General features: G+C 64.1%; 21 protein-coding genes, 1 tRNA gene and 1 pseudogene. 16 read left to right on the forward strand and 7 right to left on the reverse strand.

All coding sequences use genetic code 11. The features are described 5' to 3' along the window. Positions 1–61 precede the first annotated feature (61 nt). From I6F24_RS21850 to I6F24_RS21885, 8 genes and pseudogenes are all read left to right on the forward strand, one after another. Positions 62–649 (forward strand): hypothetical protein, encoded by a 588-nt coding sequence (locus I6F24_RS21850; RefSeq protein ID WP_036012549.1) that lies wholly within the window; start codon positions 62–64, stop codon positions 647–649. A gap of 231 nt (positions 650–880) precedes the next feature. Then, a complete protein-coding gene (locus I6F24_RS21855; protein ID WP_036028126.1) occupies positions 881–3,544 on the forward strand; it encodes a glycosyltransferase in 2,664 nt (887 codons plus the stop codon). Between the two features lie 315 nt (positions 3,545–3,859). Next, positions 3,860–3,935: transfer RNA gene (locus I6F24_RS21860), tRNA-Lys, on the forward strand. Between the two features lie 1,190 nt (positions 3,936–5,125). After that, the gene (locus I6F24_RS21865) at positions 5,126–5,473 is read left to right on the forward strand and encodes a response regulator (protein WP_036012559.1); all 348 of its coding nucleotides are present in this window, start codon (positions 5,126–5,128) and stop codon (positions 5,471–5,473) included. A gap of 116 nt (positions 5,474–5,589) precedes the next feature. Next, positions 5,590–5,781, forward strand: coding sequence for a hypothetical protein (locus I6F24_RS21870; protein WP_225156487.1), 192 nt, complete (start codon positions 5,590–5,592; stop codon positions 5,779–5,781). Between the two features lie 1,451 nt (positions 5,782–7,232). Beyond that, positions 7,233–7,426: pseudogene (locus I6F24_RS21875) on the forward strand (hypothetical protein). Positions 7,427–7,633: 207 nt separating this feature from the next. Beyond that, a complete protein-coding gene (locus I6F24_RS21880; protein ID WP_164936882.1) occupies positions 7,634–7,792 on the forward strand; it encodes a hypothetical protein in 159 nt (52 codons plus the stop codon). A 324-nt stretch (positions 7,793–8,116) separates the two neighbouring features. Beyond that, a complete protein-coding gene (locus I6F24_RS21885) occupies positions 8,117–8,287 on the forward strand; it encodes a hypothetical protein (RefSeq protein WP_167361663.1) in 171 nt (56 codons plus the stop codon). A gap of 13 nt (positions 8,288–8,300) precedes the next feature. On the opposite strand, the gene I6F24_RS21890 is transcribed toward I6F24_RS21885, so the two are convergent. Next, positions 8,301–8,972 carry a hypothetical protein gene (locus I6F24_RS21890; RefSeq protein ID WP_036012564.1) on the reverse strand — a complete coding sequence of 224 codons (672 nt, stop codon included), beginning with the start codon at positions 8,970–8,972 and terminating at the stop codon, positions 8,301–8,303. Between the two features lie 1,272 nt (positions 8,973–10,244). Next, positions 10,245–13,343, reverse strand: a complete 3,099-nt coding sequence (locus I6F24_RS21895) for a DEAD/DEAH box helicase (RefSeq protein ID WP_036028132.1) — start codon at positions 13,341–13,343, stop codon at positions 10,245–10,247. 500 nt (positions 13,344–13,843) lie between these two features. Here I6F24_RS21895 and I6F24_RS21900 point away from each other — a divergent pair, with 500 nt between their 5' ends. Beyond that, positions 13,844–14,128, forward strand: coding sequence for a hypothetical protein (locus I6F24_RS21900; RefSeq protein WP_036028134.1), 285 nt, complete (start codon positions 13,844–13,846; stop codon positions 14,126–14,128). Between the two features lie 4 nt (positions 14,129–14,132). Here the strand turns inward: I6F24_RS21900 and I6F24_RS21905 are convergent, their stop codons facing one another. Both I6F24_RS21905 and I6F24_RS21910 read right to left on the reverse strand, forming a co-directional pair. Beyond that, on the reverse strand, positions 14,133–14,525 hold the full coding sequence (locus I6F24_RS21905; protein ID WP_157286040.1) for an NUDIX hydrolase: 393 nt from the start codon (positions 14,523–14,525) through the stop codon (positions 14,133–14,135). A gap of 134 nt (positions 14,526–14,659) precedes the next feature. After that, positions 14,660–15,745 (reverse strand): AI-2E family transporter, encoded by a 1,086-nt coding sequence (locus I6F24_RS21910; protein WP_036012571.1) that lies wholly within the window; start codon positions 15,743–15,745, stop codon positions 14,660–14,662. A 221-nt stretch (positions 15,746–15,966) separates the two neighbouring features. Between I6F24_RS21910 and I6F24_RS21915 the strand changes: the two genes are divergently transcribed. Next, positions 15,967–16,194, forward strand: a complete 228-nt coding sequence (locus I6F24_RS21915; protein ID WP_036012574.1) for a hypothetical protein — start codon at positions 15,967–15,969, stop codon at positions 16,192–16,194. A gap of 102 nt (positions 16,195–16,296) precedes the next feature. Continuing rightward, positions 16,297–16,599 carry a hypothetical protein gene (locus tag I6F24_RS21920; RefSeq protein ID WP_027575377.1) on the forward strand — a complete coding sequence of 101 codons (303 nt, stop codon included), beginning with the start codon at positions 16,297–16,299 and terminating at the stop codon, positions 16,597–16,599. A gap of 597 nt (positions 16,600–17,196) precedes the next feature. Here I6F24_RS21920 and I6F24_RS21925 read toward each other — a convergent pair. Then, positions 17,197–17,412 carry a hypothetical protein gene (locus I6F24_RS21925; protein WP_036012594.1) on the reverse strand — a complete coding sequence of 72 codons (216 nt, stop codon included), beginning with the start codon at positions 17,410–17,412 and terminating at the stop codon, positions 17,197–17,199. 653 nt (positions 17,413–18,065) lie between these two features. Between I6F24_RS21925 and I6F24_RS21930 the strand changes: the two genes are divergently transcribed. The 3 genes from I6F24_RS21930 (at position 18,066) to I6F24_RS21940 (ending at position 19,734) form a co-directional block, all read left to right on the forward strand. After that, complete coding sequence (locus I6F24_RS21930; RefSeq protein WP_036012580.1) at positions 18,066–18,653, forward strand: formyltransferase family protein; 588 nt, start codon at positions 18,066–18,068, stop codon at positions 18,651–18,653. A 240-nt stretch (positions 18,654–18,893) separates the two neighbouring features. Further along, on the forward strand, positions 18,894–19,244 hold the full coding sequence (locus I6F24_RS21935; protein ID WP_036012597.1) for a hypothetical protein: 351 nt from the start codon (positions 18,894–18,896) through the stop codon (positions 19,242–19,244). Then, positions 19,189–19,734, forward strand: a complete 546-nt coding sequence (locus I6F24_RS21940) for a hypothetical protein (RefSeq protein ID WP_074447965.1) — start codon at positions 19,189–19,191, stop codon at positions 19,732–19,734. Before I6F24_RS21935 ends, I6F24_RS21940 begins: the two co-directional genes overlap by 56 nt. Before the next feature lie 51 nt (positions 19,735–19,785). Here the strand turns inward: I6F24_RS21940 and I6F24_RS21945 are convergent, their stop codons facing one another. Beyond that, positions 19,786–20,184 (reverse strand): RidA family protein, encoded by a 399-nt coding sequence (locus I6F24_RS21945; RefSeq protein ID WP_036028139.1) that lies wholly within the window; start codon positions 20,182–20,184, stop codon positions 19,786–19,788. 152 nt (positions 20,185–20,336) lie between these two features. On the opposite strand from I6F24_RS21945, the gene I6F24_RS21950 reads away from it, so the two are divergent. Both I6F24_RS21950 and I6F24_RS21955 read left to right on the forward strand, forming a co-directional pair. Then, positions 20,337–21,212 carry a DMT family transporter gene (locus I6F24_RS21950; RefSeq protein ID WP_225151691.1) on the forward strand — a complete coding sequence of 292 codons (876 nt, stop codon included), beginning with the start codon at positions 20,337–20,339 and terminating at the stop codon, positions 21,210–21,212. Between the two features lie 201 nt (positions 21,213–21,413). After that, entirely contained in the window at positions 21,414–22,847 is a 1,434-nt protein-coding gene (locus I6F24_RS21955; protein WP_074447966.1) for a caspase family protein, read from the forward strand. A 191-nt stretch (positions 22,848–23,038) separates the two neighbouring features. On the opposite strand, the gene I6F24_RS21960 is transcribed toward I6F24_RS21955, so the two are convergent. Beyond that, on the reverse strand, positions 23,039–23,278 hold the full coding sequence (locus I6F24_RS21960) for a BrnA antitoxin family protein (protein WP_036012607.1): 240 nt from the start codon (positions 23,276–23,278) through the stop codon (positions 23,039–23,041). Positions 23,279–23,281: the final 3 nt, after the last annotated feature.

The following is a 23,281-nucleotide window of genomic DNA, read 5'->3' on the forward strand; positions in this document are numbered from 1 at the left end:
ATCAGCTAGCGCGTCCGCGGGGCTCCTGACGCGGACGGCCAGCGCATACATTGGGGAATTCATGCGGCAACGGGTGTTCGAGTCACGAAATGCGGTCCTGCGGCAGTTCGCCGCCACCTTGGCCGTCTCCTGCCTGCTCGTTCTGACCGGTGCTGGCGGCGCTTCCGCCCAGAGCGGTCCGCCGGGCCCCGAACAGGGCAAGGCGGCCGCCCAGCCCGCCGACGCCGCCAAGGACGCCGCCCAGAATCAGCGCCGCACCGACGAGTTCGCAGAAGCCGCCCAGGTCATCAACGGCCCGGCCGGCAATCCCGAATGCGTCTGGCTCGGCCGGCGCGTGGTGCGGCTGATGTGGCGGGACGACCTCGATACCGCATTCCGTCATCTCGACCTCTACGACCGCTTCGGCTGTCCCGGCGGCCACATCCAGGCCGCGTTCCGCTGCCTGACCCGTTTCGGCGGCCAGATCGACCCCAAGGTGGCCGAAACTCTGGATAGCCGCGTGCACGCGTGCTGGATCAACCCGGCCGCCCAGCCGCAGCAGGCGGCGGCCGCGGCCGCCCAGCCGGCAGCGCCGGCCGCCAATGCGCAGCCGCAGCCGGCCGCGAGCCCCTCGCCTGCGGCAAGCCCGTCCCCCACGCCGGCGAAATAGCCCAAGCCAAAATAGCTCCGGTCGTTTCAGCTGCCGTTCAGGAACGACCGGCCATAGAGACGGTTGGCACTGCCGCGCGTCGTTCGAAAAGGCCATGCCCTCATAAGGACATGAGGCCATGACAGTTGTGAAACCGCGCGGCAGAGATATGCTCCCTTTGCCGCGGACTTGGTCGGATCTCGGGGTCGGATCCGCTTCCCTGCCACCTCAGCCCCTATTGGTTTAGCCGCGATGCGCGTTGTCGCCGCCGTTCTGTTGCTCGTGTCTGCGCTCCACGCAGGCAGTTGGGGAGTCCTGCGCGACAGGGAACCTGCGCCGGACTTCAAGGGCCTGGTGCCGAGCCTGTCCTATACGCCGTTCGAACCGGGCCATGTCGTCGACCTCAAGGTCGACCCTGACAAGATTCGCGCGGACTTGAAGAAGCTGTCGACCCTCACGCGAGCTATACGGTCCTACACCGCGACGGAAGGCAGCGAGCTGGTGCCGCCGATCGCGGCCGAGTTCGGCCTCAAGGTCACGGTCGGCGCGTGGATCGACAAGGACGAGGATCGCAACGAGCGGGAGATCAAGGCCGCCATCGAGCTCGCCCGCAAGAACAGCAACGTGATCGGCATCGTGGTCGGCAACGAGGTGATCTACCGCGGCGAGATGAAGGTCGAGGACCTCATCAGCAAGATCAAGAAGGTCAAGAGCGCGGTCCGTGTTCCCGTGACGACGGGCGAGATCTGGAACATCTGGCGCGATTTTCCGGACCTCGCCTCCAGCGTCGACTTCATCGCCGCGCACGTGCTGCCCTATTGGGAAAACTTCCGTTCGGATCAGGCCGTCGACCAGGCCGTGGACCGCTACGACCTCCTGCGCAATCAGTTCCCGGGCAAGCGCATCGTGATCGCCGAGTTCGGCTGGCCGAGCGCAGGCTATAATTTGCGCAACGCAGATCCAGGTCCGTTCCAGCAGGCGCTGACCTTGCGCAACTTCGTCACCCGCGCCGAAGCGCTCGGCATGGACTACAACATCGTCGAAGCCCTCGATCGGCCCTGGAAATTCTTCGAAGGCGGCGTCGGTCCGTATTGGGGCGTCCTCAATGCCAGCGGCGAGCCGAAATTCGCCTGGACCGGCCCGGTCGAGAACCCCGATTATTGGAAGCTGATGGGCATCGCGCTGCTGGTCGGCGTGCTGCTGTCGTTACCGATCCTGCGGATCGAGAAGGCGACCGCGAAGCAAGCCTTCCTGCTGTCGGCGACCGCCAACGGCGTCGGCGCCTGGGCCGCGACCGTGTTCGCCTATTGGAACGGCCACTACTTCCTGTTCGGCTCGGCTTTCGCGCTGACGCTCGGCATGATCCTCCTTGTTCCGCTGGTCCTCATCGCGATGGCGCGCATCGACGAGATCGCCGCGGTTGCCTTCGGCCGGCCGCCGCAGCGCCTGATCGCCAAGAACAAGCCGGTCGAGAACGTGCCCGAGGATTACTGCCCCAAGGTCTCGATCCATATCCCCGCTTATTTCGAGCCCGTCGAGATGCTGAAGCAGACGCTGGATGCGCTGTCGCGGCTGAACTACCCGAACTACGAATGCGTGGTCATCATCAACAACACGCCGGATCCCGCCTTCTGGCAGCCGATCCAGGACCATTGCCGCGCGCTCGGTGAACGCTTCAAGTTCATCAACGCCGAGAAGGTGCAGGGCTTCAAGGCCGGCGCGCTGCGGATCGCGATGGACCGCACCGCGGCGGATGCCGAGATCATCGGCATTCTCGATGCTGACTATGTCGTCGAGCCCGATTGGCTGAAGGACCTCGTGCCTGCTTTTGCCGACCCGCGCGTCGGCCTCGTGCAGGCGCCGCAGGAGCACCGCGACGGCGATCTGTCGATCATGCACTACATCATGAACGGCGAATATGCCGGCTTCTTCGACATCGGCATGGTCCAGCGCAACGAGGCCAACGCCATCATCGTGCACGGCACGATGTGCCTGATCCGCCGCGCCGCGATGGACATGGCCGGCGGCTGGTCGAGCGACACGATCTGCGAGGACTCAGATCTCGGCCTTGCCATCCAAGAGCTCGGCTGGACCACCCACTACACCAACACCCGCTACGGCGCAGGCCTACTGCCGGACACCTATGAAGCCTTCAAGAAGCAGCGGCACCGCTGGGCCTATGGCGGCCTGCAGATCGTGAAGAAGCATTGGCGCCGCTTCCTGCCCGGCGCGAGCCGGCTGACGCCCGACCAGAAGCGCGAATATGGCCTCGGCTGGCTGAACTGGCTGGGCGCCGAAAGCCTCGGCGTGGTCGTGGCGCTGCTCAACCTCATCTGGGTGCCGATCGTCGCCTTCGCCGACATCGCCATTCCCGACAAGATCCTGACGCTGCCGATTATCGGCGCGTTCATCGTCTCGCTGGTGCACTTCCTGTCGATGTACCGCGCCCGCGTCGCCATCAAGCCCGGCCAGATGCTGGGCGCCATGATCGCGGCGATGAGCGTGCAATGGACGGTGTCGCGCGCGGTGGCGCAGGGCCTGATCACCGAGCACATCGCCTTCGCCCGCACCTCCAAAGGCGGCCTGTCCCGCATGTCGATCGAGTTCCAGGCGTTCTGGGAAGCCGTGATCGGCACCCTGCTCCTGGTCGGCGCCGGCGTGCTGATCGCCACCAACAGCTACAAGCAGATCACCGAGATCTACATCTTCGCCGGCGTTTTGGTGCTGCAGAGCCTGCCGTTCCTCGCCGCGGTCGCCATCGCCATCCTCGAGCTCAGCCGCATCAACTCGTTCCAGTTCTGGCGCGACAGCGCGATCCGCACCGCCGAGCTGATCGGCTTGCGCCCGGTCGCGCTGCCCCACCCGACCGGCACGCCGCAGCCGGTGCCGAGCGAGGTCCGGCGGGAGACGAACTGATCCTGCTCCACGCCGGTCTTCGGCCTCGTGCCTGGAATCACGCGGTCTCCGGCGTGGATGACCGGCCGCCAATCGAGGTGAGAATTTTGGCCTAAGCGACGGATAGCCCAGGCAAATCCCCGATCCTGCCGCGATCTTCGGCAACCACCCGCACTATTGACCTCCGCAGCCACTCCCCCTACACAGCGCGGGCCGAAGGCATGATCCGGAAACAGCCGGTTTTCCCCGCGACGCGATCTCTAGGCGAAGCGGCAAGACATGCCTCTCGAATGTCCGAACACGATGGCGATCTCTTCGAGCCATCAGCGGCCATGGGAGCGCGTAGCTCAGCCGGTAGAGCACGTGACTTTTAATCACGGGGTCCTGGGTTCGAGCCCCAGCGCGCTCACCAAGCTAATCAAGCACCTAGAGCCAAAATTCAGCCCTTCGAGTTGAGGGGATTTTTGGGGCCTGCACACAGTGTGCACACTCGCCGGGTGCAGCCATGACCGCCATCGATATTGTCGGCTGGGTTCTCTTGGCAGTGGTTATGGTGCTAACCCTAGGCTTTGCGAAGAAGCCGCCAACGTGAGCCGTGCCATTCACAGCGGGTTCATACGTGCTGAGGCACGCTGCGCCCCATGGAGATTCTCAGATGATCGTTTCCGTGCTCGCCGCAGCATTACTTATGGGCCCGCCCGTGCCGGGGCTGGTTCAGCCACCCATCCAGCAGGTCCAGTATGGTGTGCCAAGACACCCGCCTCCATGCGGCCACGGTTGGGATCTGAGCGCCCGAGACGGCATGTGTTATCCGAACGGAGCCCTCCCTCCTCAAGAACAGGCTGCGCGGCAGTACTATCATCGCGGCGGCGGAGGTTACGGTGGAGGCTACGGTAGACATCCCGTCCGATGCGGCCACGGCGCCGACGTCGATATTCGAGACGGTCGGTGCTACCCCAACGGCACGGTGCCGCCACAGTTTCAGCAGGGCCGGCAGGGATATTACGGTTATGGCGACTATTATCACCGCCCAAGGCGCCATTACTATTAAGCTATCAAAGGCCCGCCAGCGCGAACCGGCGGGCTCCTGTCACAAGCCTGTGGCATGTCCGTTGCACAGTCGAAGCCAACTGGGATTTCAGCGCTCAGTTTGAGAATGACACGCTGCCGGGACATGTATTTCGAGCCCGGCAGCGTTCGATTTCGAGACTCGTGAGACAACCGCTATGGCATGAGCAGAATCAAGCGCACGGGCACATTTCCGGAGGCTGCTGCTTCGCCTCCTCCGGATCATCGTCCTCAGCGTCGCTGTCGTCCTGCTCCATGTCGGTGAAATAGTCGCCTCGCATGCTCTTGGTTCATTGCCCGATCCAGGCTCCCGGCCCTGGGTTCGAGCCCCAGCGCGCTCACCAATAAAATCAAGTCGCAAAAATCGAAATGCCGTCCGGCTCAGCAGGTGGGCAGGAACAAAGGTCACCCGTTCCAGCTTGAGTCTCGCTGGCTCGTCGGCCGAGTTGGCGGAGGCGGCGCCGACCAGCCGGCACTATGTTTTCTGCGCATGGGTCCTCATGTCGTGGACGAAGAGCGCGACTGGAGGGAGACTTGCGGGTTCTTGTAGCCGAAGACGAAGACCTGATCCGGGACGTGGTGGTCGACATCCTGGAGACTCACGGGCACGAGGTGATGGAAGCTGATAGCGGCGAGCGCGCGCTCGAGCTCTGTGCCGAAGCCACACCCGATCTCTTGTTCACCGACATCAGGTTGGCGGGCTCGCTGACGGGCTGGGATGTCGCCATCCAGTGCAGGCAATCCAATCCGCGCATGCCTGTGATCTACGCCACCGGCTACACGCACGCCGCTCCGCGTCCGGTGTCCGGCAGCATCATGCTCCAGAAGCCGTTCGGGCTTGAACGCCTCTTGGAAGCGATGCAGTCGCTCGCGGGCGATTAGCTGCAGCCAGCCGCGGTCAATGCTCCGCAGACTGACAATTGTCAGTCGTTCGACTCCACACAGGAACGAAGGGCCTTCCGCACGCTTTGGCAGGAATGCCAAATGTCTCGCCCGGGATGGTCAGGCCGCTGCGGCTCGCTCTGCTGTATGGGCACCTGATCGCGCGGGGCGCGCAGCTGTATCATCCGGGCGGCTCGCAGCCGGTGTGCAGCCTGTCATTGGCCAAGCAAATGGTCGAGGCGGGTTTGCTCTGCGCAAATGGCGAGAGCTTCGAGCTGACGCAGGAAGGCCGGAGCTTCGCCGGTTGATGCGCACCGCATCATTGGCTTCCCCATGAACTCAACAACCGCTGGCGCGTGACCACGGTCGTGAAGTCAAGCGAGGCGTTCCAAGCAGCCCGCCCGCCGGATCTGACAATCTACGGTGACAGTGCACTCAACTGTGAACGAAAACTCGGCCAGTTGCCACTTTTTCCCGAAACGATTCACATATGCGAATGAAGCTACAAAGAAGAATGCCCCTTCCTGAGAGGTGCTGGGCAAATCGGGAGCATGCTTCATTGACTGACGAGGTTCCGTCGCAAAGCCGATTTTTCATTCGCATGGGCGGCAAGGGTTGGATGGTCTACGATCGAGAACGCAGGGGCCCAGCACTGATCGGGACCGATATGGCGGCCAATCTGACCAAGGAGCGAGCTGAACAATTGCTACTTCTGCTGATGCCCTCACGCGCGGAGAGGTCGCGTGCGGCGAACGATGGTGGTCCGCCAGCGTGAACCGGTAGGCCCCAATGGTTGCGGCCTCCTTTCTCGGGCGCCGCATTCGAACGTGTTCACCGGCCGCCGTTCGCGTTGCCGTCGGGGCTGGTTCTGGCCTAGACCTCGAAAATTTAATGCTGGACGGTATCTTTTGAGACACCCAGCTCGAATGTTTGAGCAGACGATATCACCCGGCGTGCCACGCTGAGTGGTGCGTCGGGCGGCCTCGGTGTGTCCGCAGCCAGCCCCGGGACGCCCGGGGCCGTTCCTTTGGATTCACGTTTGTTGATGCAGGAACGTCCCTCCAGGACGAACATGTCGTTACCGGGGCTGGCAAGTTTCATCTCGGATCTATCGTAACCCGGTAGGGCCGCTGTTCCAGAGCGGCGGCCCTTGTTCTGAAGCGTGAACCGGGGGCCGCGCCTAGCGCCTCTTTGGCCGATCGGTTTCTGCTGATCGCGATTTAGGGTTGCCACCCTTGCGAATTGTCGGGGGCGGCTTGCCCGCGTGACTATGCCTCTCTTGCATTTGCTCGGCTGCGACTACGCGCGAGCGCAGATCTTCCAATGCGGAAAGCCCAGAAGCAAGCTCATCGAAACGCTGCTTCAGAACAGCGGTGTGATCGAAAGTGCCCATGTACCCCCTCCGTCAACGAGCCGACCGAAAAGTGGGAAAATCATGCAATCGAGGAATGCAGAGGCATGGAGTCAGTTCCTTTGAAGAGTGCTGCGCCGTTGTCGCAGTTCGTGCGATGCGACTCGGCTCCTCCATCCGCGAACGCTCAGAGGCAGGCGCCACGGCCACGATCGCAAATCGCGCCTAGCGCCAATGACGGCCCCGACCGTGGGGGGCTTTTGGGGTGTGAGGCCGGGGCCGCTGGAGGTGCTTGGACCTTTGGGGAAGGCCAAAGCCACCGAAGACTAGGAAAAATCGGCAATCGCTTCTGCTCGCTTTCGCACATTGCTTGTACGTTTTGTTTGCGCAGAACGAAGCCAATTGCCAATGAAGGACTATCTGGCGCAGATCGAGAAACTTGCAAAGATGCGGCCGAACGCGCCCTGATCCGCGACTTGGCTACCGATCCAGCCAAGCGCGAAGTGTTCGACAGGCTCGCAAGCCACCTCACGGTCCTTGCTGACCAAGTGGAAATGGCGATGGTTGAGCGGAAGGCCGGGACCGACCCGTTTCGGCCTTAGAAGCACGCCGCGGATCCGGTGCCCGATCCGCGCAGACATGGCCCAGTGATTTTGTGGCTCCAGGCTTCGAAGCAGCAGTGGTGGTCGATATGCTGAGCGGAGCTGCGGAGATGCTGATGCACCGCCAATCCAGATCAGCATGGGAACGTTTCGATCGGCATTGAGTCCTACAGGCGCAATCCATCCCGTTTCCTCGTGGATCGAACGATGGAAAAAGCACTCGCCTATGCCATCTCGGCGGCCCTTGTGGGCTTCGGTCTTTTGATCTTTTTCGCCGGTCTGTCTTCCAGCTCGCCCGCCTTATGGACGATCGTCGCGCTGGTCCCGATCACGATCGGGATCGTGAGCGCCTTTGGTCCTGTGTGACTTGATGTGGAAACCAGGGCTTTAGGTCAGCCCGTCTGTATTTTTCGAATCGGCAGCCCGTGTTCGCTCTCTCGGAGCTTCCAACCGCTGGTGACCCGCGTGAGCCATTTCGTCTCGATGCTTCTGCTTGCGACGGCCCTGGTCCTGACGTTGTGCTTCGGAGTGGCGGCCTGGCGCCTCTCGGCAGACAAAGAGGCCGACATCACCGCCACGATTTCCCATCAGGAATACGGTTGGAGGCCAAGGCCCAGCAACTGAAACTTTGACAAACCCGCTGACATCGCGCCGGAAACGTGTAGGATTCCCCAAAACCGGAGGAACGGCATGTTTGAAATCAACGGTTTCGACACGGCGGGCGTCGTCAATCTCAAGCGGTCCTCACTCGCCGCGGCCCTCAAAAAGGCCAGGGAGCTGGTCGAGGACGGATGCTGGGACGTTCAGGTCGTTGATCCCACAGGCCGGGTCTATACCTCGTTCGAGGAGGAAGCGGCCTAGCCAGAACGCGTCCTCAGCTCTCCGGCGCCGCCACCGCAGCCGGCGCGGTCAGCGGAGCCCCTCCGATCGACACCGGCCCTAGAGGCCCCAGGGGCTTGGGCTCACGCACCAGCCGCTTGCGCATCGCGGCAGATAGTCCGTAGCGCGCATTCGCTCTGCGAACGGACGATGTCACGTCCGACATCATCACATTCTGCAGCGAGTCGACCTTGGCGATCAGCGTGGACAGCTGCGAGGAGATCTTCTTCACGTCGACCCGCTCGTCCGTGATGCTCTGCCGCAGCGACAGCAGCAAGAGTGAATCCTGCTGCAGCAAGGCTGCATTCTGCTGCAGCGTCTGGTTGTTCTCATGCAGCGAAGCGGTGTGCTGCTGCTGGGCCGACTGGATCTCCTTCAGGGCGGTGACGACCGGATCCGGTTTCGGTGCCGGTGCCTCCTGCCGCGGCAGCAGTTCGGCGAGGCTGGCAACATTCAATGACGGCATGCCGGAGGGCGACGTATAGATGGCCGCCGCGCCGTTGATGGCGAGGGCACACACCGCCAGCGGCAGGATCGTCTTGCGGCGGGGCGTGATTGGCGGCGTTTCAGCTTCCGGGCCTGCGGGTTCCTGCGCGCCTGCAGCGTCTGCAAGGGCGACGGCGTCGAGCTCTTCGGCGAAGCTTGGCGTTTCGAAGGACGTGGTCATTTGCACTGACCCCCATGGAGCGAGCAACAGGAAGCCGCCCCCTGGAACGCCCTCGCGACGATCCGCTTACGCAGCACCCATACACAACTGCCTAAAATTGTCGGCTTTCTGGATTAATTCCGCGTTAGCGGCGCGGCCGGCGGACGGGCCGGCGCCCCCGGCCGATTACGGATCCGGCGCAAGCTCCTCGCCGCGCATCCGGCAACAGCCATGCCAGCAACGGATTTTCCGAAGTTGGCATAATGCCACTGTTTTGCCGACAAATCAACGGCCAAGTCACGGCGCCTCCGGCACGGACTCGGCACGATAGGCCTGATCCGGGTCGTGGACCACGCTTGCTTGGGCCACCTCGGCCGCGATGGACGCGCCGAATGCAGAACGCCTTATCGCACAAGCACATAGCTACTGTGCATGGGGTTGTTTTCGCACTTTCCGATTTACCCCTCGTCCAGCAGCTCGAACAGCTCGTGCGTCCGCTCAAACCGCGAGCGCCACATGTGCTTTGGTAGAGCGCGATGCACCGAGTCGACCTGTTCCCCCGTCGCTCGCAGATTACAAACCTGGTCCTATCGGGCTCGTAACGCGTTTGGGCGACACAGTCGTTCGTCGCTCGACCCGGGCCTTGGCATCCAGCACCTTGTCTCCAGCTCGTGCGGCTCGCGGCCGACTGATCTGGTCCGAAAGGCTCGAGCCTCTCCCTGACAGACTATTTGAACCAACACTGGCGTTTCCTTGAGCCTGTGTTGCCGGTCGGAATCTGCTTTGGGAGAACGCCGAACCAGCGGCCTTTTGATCTTCATTGCTCGTGCCGCTGCCAATTGCGCCGATCGGCAGGCCATTTTGAGCGCGACCAGCCCCGGCATTTCTCGCGGCCTGAGCTGCCGCCCGCGACCTCGCAGGCGTGGCGGGCTGGACGTTCGAATTGGTCGCTTCGCTGTTGGTGCCCAGATCTCCGCCGGGCGCGATGTCCTTCGTCCCCATCCCTGGGGGTGCTGAGGGACCTGCATTGCCCGCACTCGTCCCCATTCCAGAAGGCGCCGAGCCGCCAGCGCTACCCTGCCCCGTTCCCATGCCCGCTCCGGCGGAGCCGGCATTTGCGCCGCCCGCTTGCACCAGGGCCAACAGACATGAGCCTGCGACAATCGTGGCAATCACTGGACGAATGGCATGTGACATCGGACGATCTCCTTCGCCACGCCCAAATTAACTATAATGGTGGAGCAGGGTTTCCGCTACGAATTCGCAGTTGCGCGCTGACGAACGCGCAAGCCCCTACCCCTCGTCCAGCAGCTCGAACAGCTCCTCCACCCGCTCGAACGGCGCATCGCGCATCGGGCTGTGATAGACGACGCGGTCGCCGTCGCGTTGCAGTGACTTGCCTCGCGACTTGCGCAGGCGTCCGGGCAGGAACGTCGCGGCCGCAGCTTCAGGCCCGACGTCGAGGCGGATGATGCCGCGTCGCTTGCATTCGATCCTGAGCTTGGCCGCGGCGAAGAAGTCGCGCGCGAGCTTTGGCAAGGGTCCGAAGCGGCGGGAGGTTTCCTCCTCGAGGTCGTCGAGATCGTCCTCGTCGTTGCATCGTGCGGCGCGGGCATAGAGCTCGAGCCGCACCGGCTCGGACTGCACATAGCTCTCGGGCAGCATGTCCCCGACCGGCAGGTTGAGGTCGGGCACCCACAGCTGCTCGTCGCTCTTCTCCGAGGCCATCTTCAGCAGGTGGCTGTAGAGCACGGGCCCGAACACCTGGACGTGGCCGGATTGCTGCTCCGAGAACAAATCGCCCGCGCCTCGCAGATCCAGGTCGCGCTCGCTGATGGCAAAGCCCGCGCCCGGCCGGCTGAACTCCTCGAGCACGGCGAGGCGCTTCTCGGATTGTCCGGACTCCGTCTCGGTCAAGAGATGCGCGAAGGCGCGGATGCCGCCGCGGCCGACGCGTCCGCGCAGCTGGTGCAGCTGGGCGAGGCCGAACTTTTCCGGCCAGCACACCACGATGGTGTTGGCGCGTGGAATGTCGAGGCCGCTCTCGACGATGTTGGTCGCGAGCAGGACGTCGGCATGGCCTTCGACGAAGCTCATCATGCGGTCGTCGATCTCGTCGGCCGCCAACCTGCCGTGCAGGCAGACGATGCGCAGGTCCGGCGCCACGGCCCGCACCCGCGCCAGCATGGGATCGAGATCCTGGATGCGCGGGCAGATCAGGAAGCTTTGGCCGTGGCGGCGCTGCTCGCGCAGCAGCGCCGAGGCGATCGCCGCATCCGATAGCGGCGCGATCCGGGTCGCGACCGGAAGCCGGTGCACCGGGGGCGAGGCGATCACGCTGAGATCGCGGAAGCCGGCGAGACCGGCGGCCAGCGTACGCGGGATCGGCGTCGCGCTCATCATCAGCACATGGACGTTCTTGGCGAGCCCTGCGAGCTTTGCCTTTTCCGCCGCGCCAAAATGCTGCTCCTCGTCGACGATGACGAGGCCGAGATCGTCGAACCTGACGTCCTTGCCGGTGAGCGCCTGCGTGCCGATCACAACCTTGATCCGGCCGCTGCGCAGGCCCTCCCTGGTCTCCCGCAGCGCCGCGCCCGAAGTGGCGCGCGAGAGGTTGCCGACCTCGATGCCGAACGGGGCAAATCGCTTCTGGAACGTCGCGACGTGCTGGCGGGCCAGCACCGTCGTCGGCACCGCGACCGCCACCTGCTTGCCTGACAGCACCACCGCGGCCGCCGCGCGCAGCGCGACCTCGGTCTTGCCGAAGCCGACATCGCCGCAGATCACCCGATCCATCGGATGGCCGGATGCGAGATCATCCAGCACGTCCCGGATCGCCTGGGCCTGGTCGATCGTCGTGAAGTAAGGAAAACGCGCGACGAACTTCTCGTAGGCCGATCCCGGCGGCACCAGCTTTTCGCCGCGCCGCCGCCGGCGCTGGCTGATGTGCTTGGCGAGCGCCTTGCCGGCGATCTGGATCTCGCGCTCGGCCTCGCTGCGGCGCGCCCACCACGTGCTGCCGTCCGCCTTATCGAGCGAAAGCCTGCCGAGCTCGGCGGCGTAAGGCCACATCAAGGCGAGATCGGGCGGCGGCACCAGCACCGCATTGTCGCCGGCGAACTTCAGGCGGATCATCTCGCGCATCGCGCCCCCGCCGGTGTTGACGGTCTGCAGGCCGTCGAGCACGGCAAGGCCGCGCTGGAGATGAACGACCACCGTGCCCTGCTCCGGCGCATCGGCATGGTCGAAGGCCGCGCTCCAGGCGCGCGCCATCGGCTGCGGATGATGCGCGCGGCTGCCGAGCACGTCGGACGCCGTCACCACGACCAGAGGCTTCTTCGCCGGCACGACGAAACCGGCATCGAGATCGGCGAGCAGCGCCATCTCACCGCCCCGCCCGCGGGCCGCCTCCTCCCAGTCTTCGCAGCGCTCCGCCTTGACGCCGCTCATCCGCTCCATCACGCGCAGATCGTCCTCGTGCGCGGCAACGAGGATCAGCCGCGACCCGGCCCGGCGCGTCTCCTCGACGAAGCCACGCAACGCCTTCCGGGAGGATGTCAGCTTCGAAAATTCCGGGATGGCCTGGAACGGTGCCGTCCGCGGCAGCACCTTGATGCCCTTGGAGAGCCGCTTCCAATCGCTGCGCCCGAGATATTCGCGCTCCCGCTCGCTGCGGGGCGCGGCCTCCTCGATCGTATCGAGCCATCCGTCGGCATGCGACGGCACGCCGGCATCGGCGATCCATCTGGCGCCCACGCAATAATCGAACAGGCTGGCGCGCTTACCGCCTTTGCCGGCAAGGCCGAGCCGCTCCGACATGGGATCGACGAGCAGCTCCCTGGTCTCGAAGATGATCCTGTGCTCATGCGGGTCGAAGGCCACGATCCGTTTGATCGTGTGCTGCGAATGCTCGATCCGGAACGGCCCCAGCGCGCCCGCCGGGAATATCTCGAAGGTCTGGCCGTGGAACAGCGCCCCGCCCGGATAATCCGGCTCATCGTCAAGATCGTAACCGAGGGATTGCAGGCGGGACTCCAGCTCCTGCTCGGAGAACGTGCCGCCCACCTTCAAGCTCAGGCTCAGGCGCGACAGGCTGGCCGGCGGCGGCATCCGCTCCATCACCGCTTCAGCCGTCGATACCAGAAACACCGGCTTCTTGGACTTCGCAAGGCGCCTCAGCACGGAGGCTCTGCGCCCCGCGAGCTCGTGCGAGGGCTCCAGTTGATCGAACGGCAAGGTATTCAAGCGCGGAAACACCAGCACCTCGCAGGCGGGGTCGAGCGCGTGAATGACGCTGCCGAGCCGCTCCGCCCTGTTCTCGCTCTCGGCGAGAAACACGATGCCGCTGCGTCCGGACTGCTTCCATTGTCCAAGCAGATGAAGGGCCATCATGCCGAGAGGCGACGAAGACGAGATCGTGGCGCGCTGCGATCCTTTGCTCTTCTTCGGCGGCTTCTTGGCCACCCTTGCCTTCGTGGAAAGCCTCACTTGGACCCGTTTCTGCTTTTGAACCGCCGCAAACTGAATGCGAGCCGCCTTGCCCCTCGAATCGGCAGCTCGGCGCCATGCATATGGGATTTGCCCTGCGAACGCACCCCTCCTCGGTAACGTTCGAGGCGGCGGCGCGATCCCTTTCGATCTGCTCTTGGCTGTGAGAATGGAGGCACGAAAAAGCCCCAGCGCTTGGAGCAACGCTGGGGCGTTTCGTTCGAAATGAATCGGTTAAGCAATGACGTCTTCATAGCAGCGGTTTCGCCGCGCGCTTGTGAACTGGTTCACACGCCTAGTTGGCTCGGCGATGTCTGGCGGCATCGGGCCAGGCCGGCATTCAAGCTTTCTTCAGACATTTCGGATCAGCTGACGATCCATTTCAAAGTGATTGTCATCCGCGCATGAGTTCGGTCCAGGTTCAGTGCACGCGGTGCAAGAACGTGTTTCGCGATCGCGCCGGCCGGTTGCAGGACGGCTATTCCAGGCAATGTCCGAGCTGCGAAGTCGTGCTGTTCTTCGCCGAGGACTCGCAGCATCCCTTCATCAAGCGGGCGATGCGCAGTGCGCGCCAGGCCCGCAAGGAGATGCGGGAGCTCCAGGCCGCGAAGCTCGCCGCACCCGAGCCGGAGGTGGCGCAATCGAGGAGGTTTGCTGGCAGGACGCGATCGGCGGCGCGGGAGGACTAGCGGCTCAGCTTCGCCGCCGCTTGCGCGGAAACAGGCGGTCGCGGATGTAGCGCGAGGTCGCCGTCAGGCGGATGCCGCGGGGCTTGTGCCAGGCGGCGCGGTCGATCTCCTTCTTGTCGCCGATCGCCAGCCTGCCCTTGGCGGACTTGGCGATGAAGATCGCGTCGCTCATCTTGCGGCCGGAGCGCTTGTTCCTCGCCTTCACTTCCTTCCAGAGGCTGATCCTGCCGAGCTTCAGCTTGGGCAATTCCTCCTTGATCTCCCGCCGCAGGCAGTCCTTCTCCGACTCGCGCGCACGCTTGCGGCCGCCCGGAAACATCCACAGGCCGTCCGACCGGCGTCTGACCAACAATACCTTGCCGCGCCTGGCGGCAACCAGCTTGGAAGACTTTGCCATTGCTGCCGTTGTCGAAAACAGAATCGACCCAATGGTAACTTGTCTAGTCAAACAGACAAGTTAGCGACGCGCCTTGATCACAAGCCACGAGCTAACCGGCATGGGCGGCTGACACCGCGCTGGCGGGCGCGAGATCACCCCTTCCCCGTCTCCGCCCGGTCCTCGGTCCTGATCCAGGCCATCATCATTTCCCAGGCCACCGACAGGATGATCGGTCCGATGAACAGTCCGACGATGCCGTGGGCCAGCGTACCGCCGATCACGCCGACGAAGATCACGATGGTCGGGGTGGTCAGGCCACGGCCCATGACCAGCGGCTTCAGCATGGTGTCGATGAAGCCGACCAGGACGAAGAACACGGTGAGCAGCAGCGCGGTGGTGACGTCCTTAGCGGTCCAGATCCAGATGATCACTGGCAGCAGCACCAGGAAAGCACCGATCTGCACGATCGAGAGCAGCAGCACGATGAAGGCAAGAAGGCCCGCGCTCGGCACCGAGGCGAGCTTGAAGCCGATTCCGGCGAGCAGCGCCTGGACGATCGCCACGCCAATGACGCCCTGCGCCACGGCGCGGATGGTCGCACCGGCGAGCGAGAGGAAATGCTCGCTTTGCTCCGGCACGATGCGAAACAGGAAGTTGCGGCCGGCCGCGACCAGGCGCGGCCCATGCGGAAACAGGAAGCCGGCCACGAACACGGAGACGAGAAACTGGAGCGTGCCAAGGCCGGCGTCGCCCGCGAGCGAGAGCAGCGGGCCGGCCAGCGGCTGAAGATACGGCGCCACCTCGCGCACCGCCGTCCGAACGTTGTTGTAGGCCTGATCCCAGAGCTCGTAGAGCCAGGGGCCGACCAGCGGCCAGGACTTAAGCTGCTCCGGAGCCGATTGGAGCACGAGGTCGCCGGTGCCGAGCTGGTGCGCCAGCTCACGCACGCCGTCCACCGCGCTGATGCCGAGCCAGGTCGCCGGGCCGATGACGATACCCAGCGTGATCAGGGTCAGGATTATTGCTGCGGTTTTGGGCCGGCCGCCCAGGATCTTGGCGACCCAGCTGAATGCCGGATAGAACGCGACCGCCAGCACGCCGCTCCAGGCCAGGATTGGCACGAATGGGCGGATGATCAGGAAGGTCCAGATGATCAGCAGGGCGAGCAGGCCGAGGCGGATCACGAGCTGGATGACGTCCTCGCCCGTCAGCAACTGACGGAGGCTTTTCACGGGCACAGCTTTCCTTGCGGCATGAACGCAACTTCCGCGCTTGCGGGCTCAGCCGTTATTGCCAGCAACGTATCTGGCGTCAAGACGACCGGCTGCCGGATACCACATCGCCCGCCCCCAACCCGGCTTGGCTAACGCGGGTTAACCGGATTTCCCCGCGCCGGTTTACGCCCCTGCAAATGCTGGTGACTACCTTTCTTCGTAGTCACCGAAACGCATTCTGGGTCATGGCCAACAGCATCTGGACGATCGAAGAATTCACCTGCACCGGTTGCGGCATGAACTACACCGCGACCAGAGAGGAGCACAGCGAGGCTCACAGCGGCAACTTCAAATGCGGCATCTGCAGCGGCATCGTGCATGCCTGGTCCGGCAAGCACCACTTCTTCGGCTGGCAGGCCGTGAAGACGAGGCCACCGGTGTTCGGGCGGCGCTGGGCCGGCGTCGAATGGTAAGCCGCCTGCGGTGACGCCGGATCCGCCGAATTGCGCCGGCGCCGTTTGCACTCCGTTCACCGATCGCGGCTAGATCAGGACGGATCCTCCGCTTCGAACGCCATGGCCGACCTCAACGCCGTCCTGACCAGGCTCAACGACCGTCTGCTTCGCCTCGAGGGCGAGCTGTTCGTGCTGCGCTCGCTGGCGCGCGCGACATTGACCGCGGGCGACGACCATGCCGCGCGCATGCGCAAGCTGGTCGAGGCCGCAAAAGTCGCGCTCGACGACGAGGCCAAGCGCCCTCTCGACAAGCCGACCCGAAAATATGTCGATGCCGCAACCGCACTGGTAGAGGAGCTGCTGGTCGAACCCACCCCGGCGCGGCCGCTGTTCACGGTGATCGACGGCGGCCGACGCGACTGAGCGCCCGCCTCAGCACGGCGATGACTACCGCCCATACATGCCCGGCGCACGTGCCCCGTGCGGGTAGCACTGTCCCTGCGAGTAATTGTAATCATAGCCGTCCGGACAGAGCCCGCCGCGTCGTCCGTAATATTGAGGGCGACCGTAAGCGCCGGGCGCGTGCGCACGATTCGGGTAGCACTCGCCTGTCGAGTAATTATAGTCGTAACCGTGCGGGCACAGGCCACCACGGCGCCCATAGCCCGAGCCGTGGCCCCCGGTGTAGACACCCGGCGCGTGACGGTCGTTGGGATAGCAGCGGCCGTTCGAGTGGTTGTAATCGTAGCCGTGTGGACATTGCCCGCCCGGACCGCCCCTGAACTGAACCTGCTCCACCATGGGCGCTGTCGGCGCCGCAGGCCCGGTTGCAAACGCAAGCAGGCCGGCCAGCGCAAGTTCGATCATGACGATTCCTTCAAAACACGGGGACAAGCCTATCAGGATTCGCGTCCCACGAAACGACATGGCAATTGACGCATGGCTGGCCTGAACCCCGCATGAACCGGGCTCGGACTGCGACAATGCGTCAACGCCAGGCATCGCGCACGATGCCGACGTCTAGATCGTGGACTTATCCGACTTGAGCCGGCTGAGCCCCGCCTCAATGATCGCGATCTCCTCGTCGATCTGACCGATCGGCAAACTGAAATCATAGCCGGACCGGCTCTTCAGATCGACCGCGAGCCGCTGCCTGTGCATCATCAGCTCGTCGAGTCCACGGCGGTTCTTCAGACGCACATAGGCGTCGACGATCTGCTCGATCGCGTTCGGCATGAGATCTGTCCCGGCGAAAAGGCCCGGCGGCGCGCCCACGCCAGCGGACGATTTCGGTGTCGCGGTACGCAATACAAATCCGCGACGGATTCGTCGATACGCCAAGCTGGTTGAGATCGTGTTACCGTTCGATGATTTCGTCAGTCGTGGGCATGAAAGGCCGCCCGCGGCCAAAAGCCGGGGTCGAAAACGGATGCGGGTTTGAAATGCACCAGCCCCGGTTGGCGCACCCTTATCAGCCAATCCGAGTCAGCCAATCCGAGGCATCTCTGTTAAGAAACGAAACACAGGAACCCGCTACAGGCTCTCGTCCACGACGCAGGGCCCCAGGCAACGGTAGGCGTCCGAGATCGGCGCCACCTGATGGCGCAACGCCGGTCGGGACCGCCGGGTAAGGCCCGCCAGCTTGGGCCGAAGTGGCCGCCAGCAGTGTCGCGACAGCGAAAAACCCGACGCTGCGCATTGCCTTCGCTCCCAAGCCGATGTCATGCCCGCTTGGAAGGCGCCGGACGGCTCGACGGCGCAATCCCGGCGTTCGCGCAAGCGGCGCCCGGCGCATTGTTGATAACCCACGCAAACGCTGCGCGGGTGGTGACAGGGCATGCGGACGTGTTATCGGGGGATGACGCAGTTGCGAGACGGATCGGACACCCATGCGAATTACCCTCGTCGGCTCCCGCCATTTTGGCGTGACCACCCTGAACATGCTCCGGGAGCACAGCGTCTCGGTCGTCCGGGTCGTGGTGGCGGACGCCGACGACCGCCTCGCCGCGGCGGCCAAGGCGGCGGGCATCGAGGTGCAGGTGCAAGCCAATCCCAAGCTGGTGGTGGCCTCCGAGATCGCCCCGGACACCGATCTGATCATCACCGCGCACAGCCATGCCAGGATCGGCAAGGATGCGCTCGCCGCCGCCAGGCTCGGCGGGATCGGCTATCATCCCTCGCTGCTGCCGCGCCACCGCGGCAAGGCCGCGGTGGAATGGACCATCAAGGAAGGCGACCCCATCGCTGGCGGCACGATCTACCATCTCGCCGACCGCATGGATGCCGGCGCGATCGCCGCCCAGGACTGGTGCTTCGTCAAGAAGGGCGAGACCGCACGAGAGCTTTGGGAGCGCGCGCTGGCGCCGCTCGGGCTCAAGCTGCTGGCCGACGTGATCGATTACGCCAAGGTCCACAAGGCGCTACCCGCCAAAGTCCAGGACGAGCAGTTCGCGACCTCCGCGCCGAGCCTCTCCTGAGCCAAGATCCTCTGAGCCAGCCCTCTGAGCCGAAGTCTCCTGGAGCAAGCTCTTTCCGAGTCGTCCTGACGTTTACCCTTAACGTGCGGCGCCCTTGATTCTGCTTCGGAAATTGGAGCCAAAAGCGCAAATAAACCATTGTTCCCAAAGGAACAATTTTCGCTTTGGCATCGCAACAAATTTCCGTCACATTTCGTCCGAATAAGCGTCAACAACTCAGACACATTCAAGGACGAATTCATGCGTTTTGGTCGCATTGCGGTGTTCTGTGCCGCCCCAGTTCTCGCTGGCACCCTCGCCGCCCCCGCCTTCGCCCAGAATCCCTATGACGGCAATTGGCAAGTCACCATCGTGACCAAGAGCGGTTCGTGCGAGCCGACCGCAAGCTCGATGCTGACGGTTGCCGGCGGCAAGATCACCGCGCCCGGCGCTAACGTTTCCGGCACCATCGGCAGCGGGGGACTTGTGAAAGTTTCGATCAATGGTGCATATGCCAACGGTCAACTCAGCGGCAACGCCGGATCGGGGAAGTGGAATGGAGCATCTGCAGGCATACCGTGCAGCGGGCGGTGGGAAGCATCGCGCCAATAAACCAATTGAGGCTCGCGCCCGGAACCGGCGGCTGCTGATCGCGGCCGCCGTTTTGTTTGGGGCTGGGATCGCCGCGACCGAAAGCAGTGCCCAGTCCGGCCCGTTCGCCCCGCTGGCGGGCAGCTGGAGCGGTAGTGGCACGGTCACGCTGGATGACGGCTCGACCGAGCGGATCCGCTGCCGGGCCAAATACGCTCCGATCGGACCGACCATGGAGATGTCGCTGACCTGCGCCAGCGATGCCTACAAATTCAACCTCGGCGCCAACGTGAAGGCCGAAGGCGGCGCCATTGCAGGCAGTTGGTCCGAGACCAGCCGCAACATCTCCGGTTCGCTCCAGGGCCGCGGCAGTGGCGGAAGCTACGAGCTGGTGGCCTCCACCGCGGGCTTCAACGCCAACATCTCTCTCAAGACGTCCGGCAACAAGCAGAACGTCACGATGCGCGCGGACAGTCAGTTCCGCGGCGCGCACATCTCGATGTCGAAATAAGACGCTAGCTCACGCGACAATCGATCCGGCGCCCGCGCCGGATCGATTTTTTTATGGGCCGGGCACGAACGCCGTGACCTCGATCTCGACCTTGGCACGCTCGTCCACGAGGCCTCCGATATAGAGCAGCGTCGAGGGCGGAAAATTGCGGCCGAGCGTTTCCTTCCAGGCCGCGCCAATGCCGGCACCTGCCGCTTCGTACTCGGCGCGGCTGGTCAGGTACCAGGTCAGGCGGACGATGTGCTCGGCGCCGGCACCGGCCTCGCCCAGCAGCTTGACGATCCGCTTCAGCGCCGTCGCGACCTGGGCTGCCATGTCGGGATCGTAACTGCCGGCCTCGTCGCCCCCGGTTTGGCCGGCGAGTACCACCCACCGGCCCGGCCCCTCGGTCGCGACGCCGTGGGAAAAGCCGCGCGGTTTTTTCCACTCGGCCGGCTGCAAGATGCGCATGGGCAATGTCTCCCGATCTTTGTCGTTGTTCGCTGATGCCTTAGCATGCCGCCCGGCATCGCTGCATCCGCAGATTTGGCCGTTGCAAACGGCGGCAATGTCGCCGATACCGGCCGCCCCTCCTTGGTCCATCCCTTTCGTATCCGCCGCAGATGAGTACCACACCGTCGAAAATGATGGCTGCACTGTGGATGACCGGCTGGCTGTCGCTGATGCTGATCATGGCAGTCGCCGGGCGCGAGACCACGCGCGAGCTGAATGTTTTTCAGATGATGGAAATGAGGTCGCTGGCCGGCTTCGTCTTGCTCTCACCGATCATCTACCGCGCCGGCGGCTGGAAGGTGCTCAAGACATCGCGGTTGCCGCAGCATGTCGGCCGCAATTTGGTGCACTATGTTGCCCAACTCGGCTGGTTCTTCGCACTGACACTGATCCCGATCGGCCAGGTGGTCGCAATCGAGTTCACCATGCCGATCTGGACGGCCGTCCTCGCGGCGAGCTTCCTGTCCGAGCGGATGACGCCATGGAAGATCGCCGCCATCGTGCTCGGCCTCGTCGGCGTTATCGTCATTGTCCGCCCCTCGACCGGGGAGATCAATCCGGGGCAGCTCATCGCGCTTGGCGCCGCCATGGGATTTGGCGTCGCGATGGCGCTGGTCAAATCGCTGACCCGCACCGAGAGTGCGCTCTCGATCCTGTTCTGGATGCTGGTGGTGCAGTCGGTTGCGGGCTTCATTCCGACGCTGTTGGTCTGGACGTGGCCGTCGCTCTATGTCTGGGGCTGGGTCGGCGTGATCGCCGTCTGCGGCACGTTCTCACATTATTGCCTGGCCAGTGCGATGCGCTACGCTGACGCGACGGTCGTGGTTCCGATGGACTTCCTGCGGGTTCCACTGACTGCAACTGCCGGTTGGCTGTTGTATTCCGAGCGGCTCGACGCCTGGACCGTGCTCGGCGCCGCGCTGATCCTGTTCGGCAATTTACTCAATTTGAAGCCCGCTTCGTCGGTTCCCGCCCGGGCCAGGTGAACCTCGCGCCGTCTCGCGCGACAAAACCAAGTGGCCGTGTGATTTGGATCACGTTGGAGCAACACTCCATCGTGCACATTCGGCCACACAGCAGCGGGTTGAACGCAACGGACTGCCGTTTTGGTGGCGCGAAGTCGGGCACTTCGTGTAGGTTCGTGGCCGATTTGTTGCTGCCTGCAATTCGATTCTGGGGATTTCAGAATGCGCTATCTCACCCTCCTCGCTTCGCTGATGTGCATGGCGCTGTCGATCAGTGCCGCCAAGGCTGACCGCCGCGTCGCCTTCGTCGTCGGCAACGGCTCCTACAAGAACGTCGCGCAATTGCCGAACCCGCCGATCGACGCCAAGGCGATGGCGGCCACGCTGCGCAATGTCGGCTTCGAGGTGATCGAAGGCTCCAATCTCAGCCGCGACCAGATGACCGAGAAGCTGCTTGATTTCGGCCGCAAGGCGCAAGGCTCCGATATCGCGCTGTTCTATTATGCCGGCCACGGCATCGCCGTCAGCGGCACCAATTACCTGCTGCCCGTCGATGCCGACATCAAGTCGGAGATGGACGTCAAGCTGGGCGCCGCCATCAACATCGACCTGACGCTCGAGCAGACCATGGGCGATGCCAAGGTCAAGCTCGTCTTCCTCGACGCCTGCCGGGACAATCCGTTCGCCGCGAAGATCAAGTCGAATTCGGCGACCCGCAGCGTCAACGTCCAGAGCGGCCTCGCCGAGATGAAGTCCGGCGAAGGCACGCTGATCGCGTTCGCCACCGGCCCGGGCCAGACCGCACTCGACGGCCAGGAAGGCAACAACAGCCCGTTCACGCGGGCGTTGATTGACAACATCACCAAGCCCGGCGTCGAGATCCAGCAGGCCATGACGTCGGTGCGCGCTCAGGTCAATGAAGAGACCCGCAAGGGCCAGCTGCCCTGGGGCCACACCAACCTGACCGGCTCCGTCTATCTCAATCAGGCGCCGACCATCCAGGTCGCCGCTGCGGCCCCGACCGCGACCGGCATTGTGCCGGCGGCGACCGGAAGCTCGGACGGTGTCGAGCTCGAATACTGGCGCTCGGTTAAGGAGTCCAACAAGGCCGAGGAGCTCAATGCCTACCTCACCGCTTACCCGAACGGCCAGTTCAAGGCGCTGGCGCTGGCGCGGCTAGCGGCGATCAAGAGCGGCCCCTCGACCGCGACCCGCACGCTCAATGCCGGCGTCGATCCCGCCACCTTCACGGATGAGGCTACCCAAGTGACCGAGGACCAAATCGGTCTCGACAAGAACAAGCGTCGCGACGTGCAGCGGCGACTCACGGCGCTCGGCTTCGACACCAACCAGACCGGCGTCTTCAACGACGAAACGCGGTCCGTGCTCAAGCGCTGGCAGACTGCGCGCGGCTATCCCTCGTCGGGTTATCTCAACAAGAACCAGCACAAGGCCCTGCTCTCGGAAATCGTGGCTGCCCCGGCAACGGCGAGCGACGGCAGCCAGAAGCCGGCTCGGCGCGCCGCCACCGCCCCGGCTCAGAGCAGCGCGCCGGCACCGGCTCCCCAGCCACGCAGCAATCCCGGCGATGCTGCCGGTGCGGCCTTCGTCGGTGGCGTCGTCGGCGGCATGATGGGCGGCATGTTCCGCCGCTGAGAGCGAGACGGATCCCAGACGACAGAAGCCCGGCTCGCGCCGGGCTTTTTCGTTTGTGATCCTCATGGTGAGGAGGCGCGAAGCGCCGTCTCGAACCATGAAGGCGCGCCTCGACCAGCGGGGCCTTCATCCTTCGAGACGCTTGCTTCGCAAGCTCCTCAGGATGAGGAGCTACAGCCCATCCGCGAAGTCTACTTCCCTGCCACCTTGCGCAGCGCCTCGTTGATGCGATCCTGCCAGCCGGGACCGCCCTCCTGGAAGAACTCCAGCACGTCCTGGTCGATGCGCAGCGTGACCTGCTCCTTGATGCCGGGCACGGCGTTTTGCTTGGGCGGCGCCGTGGCGACCTTGGCCGTCACCTTCTTGAACGCCGCCTCGGCCTCGGTCCTGGCATCGCCCAGCGTGCGCGGCCGTCTCGGTTGATCCGCCATGTC

This window comes from Bradyrhizobium sp. BRP23, assembly GCF_020194135.1.
In the GTDB taxonomy this organism is placed as follows: domain Bacteria; phylum Pseudomonadota; class Alphaproteobacteria; order Rhizobiales; family Xanthobacteraceae; genus Bradyrhizobium; species Bradyrhizobium yuanmingense.

Bases quoted from the DNA above. Each gene is read 5' to 3' on its own strand.
- I6F24_RS21850 (WP_036012549.1), top strand. From the start codon at position 62: ATGCGGCAACGGGTGTTCGAGTCACGAAATGCGGTCCTGCGGCAGTTC.
- I6F24_RS21855 (WP_036028126.1), top strand. From the start codon at position 881: ATGCGCGTTGTCGCCGCCGTTCTGTTGCTCGTGTCTGCGCTCCACGCA.
- I6F24_RS21870 (WP_225156487.1), top strand. From the start codon at position 5,590: ATGGTCAGGCCGCTGCGGCTCGCTCTGCTGTATGGGCACCTGATCGCG.
- I6F24_RS21880 (WP_164936882.1), top strand. From the start codon at position 7,634: ATGGAAAAAGCACTCGCCTATGCCATCTCGGCGGCCCTTGTGGGCTTC.
- I6F24_RS21885 (WP_167361663.1), top strand. From the start codon at position 8,117: ATGTTTGAAATCAACGGTTTCGACACGGCGGGCGTCGTCAATCTCAAG.
- I6F24_RS21890 (WP_036012564.1), bottom strand. From the start codon at position 8,972: ATGACCACGTCCTTCGAAACGCCAAGCTTCGCCGAAGAGCTCGACGCC.
- I6F24_RS21895 (WP_036028132.1), bottom strand. From the start codon at position 13,343: ATGATGGCCCTTCATCTGCTTGGACAATGGAAGCAGTCCGGACGCAGC.
- I6F24_RS21900 (WP_036028134.1), top strand. From the start codon at position 13,844: ATGAGTTCGGTCCAGGTTCAGTGCACGCGGTGCAAGAACGTGTTTCGC.
- I6F24_RS21905 (WP_157286040.1), bottom strand. From the start codon at position 14,525: ATGGCAAAGTCTTCCAAGCTGGTTGCCGCCAGGCGCGGCAAGGTATTG.
- I6F24_RS21915 (WP_036012574.1), top strand. From the start codon at position 15,967: ATGGCCAACAGCATCTGGACGATCGAAGAATTCACCTGCACCGGTTGC.
- I6F24_RS21920 (WP_027575377.1), top strand. From the start codon at position 16,297: ATGGCCGACCTCAACGCCGTCCTGACCAGGCTCAACGACCGTCTGCTT.
- I6F24_RS21925 (WP_036012594.1), bottom strand. From the start codon at position 17,412: ATGCCGAACGCGATCGAGCAGATCGTCGACGCCTATGTGCGTCTGAAG.
- I6F24_RS21930 (WP_036012580.1), top strand. From the start codon at position 18,066: ATGCGAATTACCCTCGTCGGCTCCCGCCATTTTGGCGTGACCACCCTG.
- I6F24_RS21935 (WP_036012597.1), top strand. From the start codon at position 18,894: ATGCGTTTTGGTCGCATTGCGGTGTTCTGTGCCGCCCCAGTTCTCGCT.
- I6F24_RS21940 (WP_074447965.1), top strand. From the start codon at position 19,189: ATGGAGCATCTGCAGGCATACCGTGCAGCGGGCGGTGGGAAGCATCGC.
- I6F24_RS21945 (WP_036028139.1), bottom strand. From the start codon at position 20,184: ATGCGCATCTTGCAGCCGGCCGAGTGGAAAAAACCGCGCGGCTTTTCC.
- I6F24_RS21950 (WP_225151691.1), top strand. From the start codon at position 20,337: ATGAGTACCACACCGTCGAAAATGATGGCTGCACTGTGGATGACCGGC.
- I6F24_RS21955 (WP_074447966.1), top strand. From the start codon at position 21,414: ATGCGCTATCTCACCCTCCTCGCTTCGCTGATGTGCATGGCGCTGTCG.
- I6F24_RS21960 (WP_036012607.1), bottom strand. From the start codon at position 23,278: ATGGCGGATCAACCGAGACGGCCGCGCACGCTGGGCGATGCCAGGACC.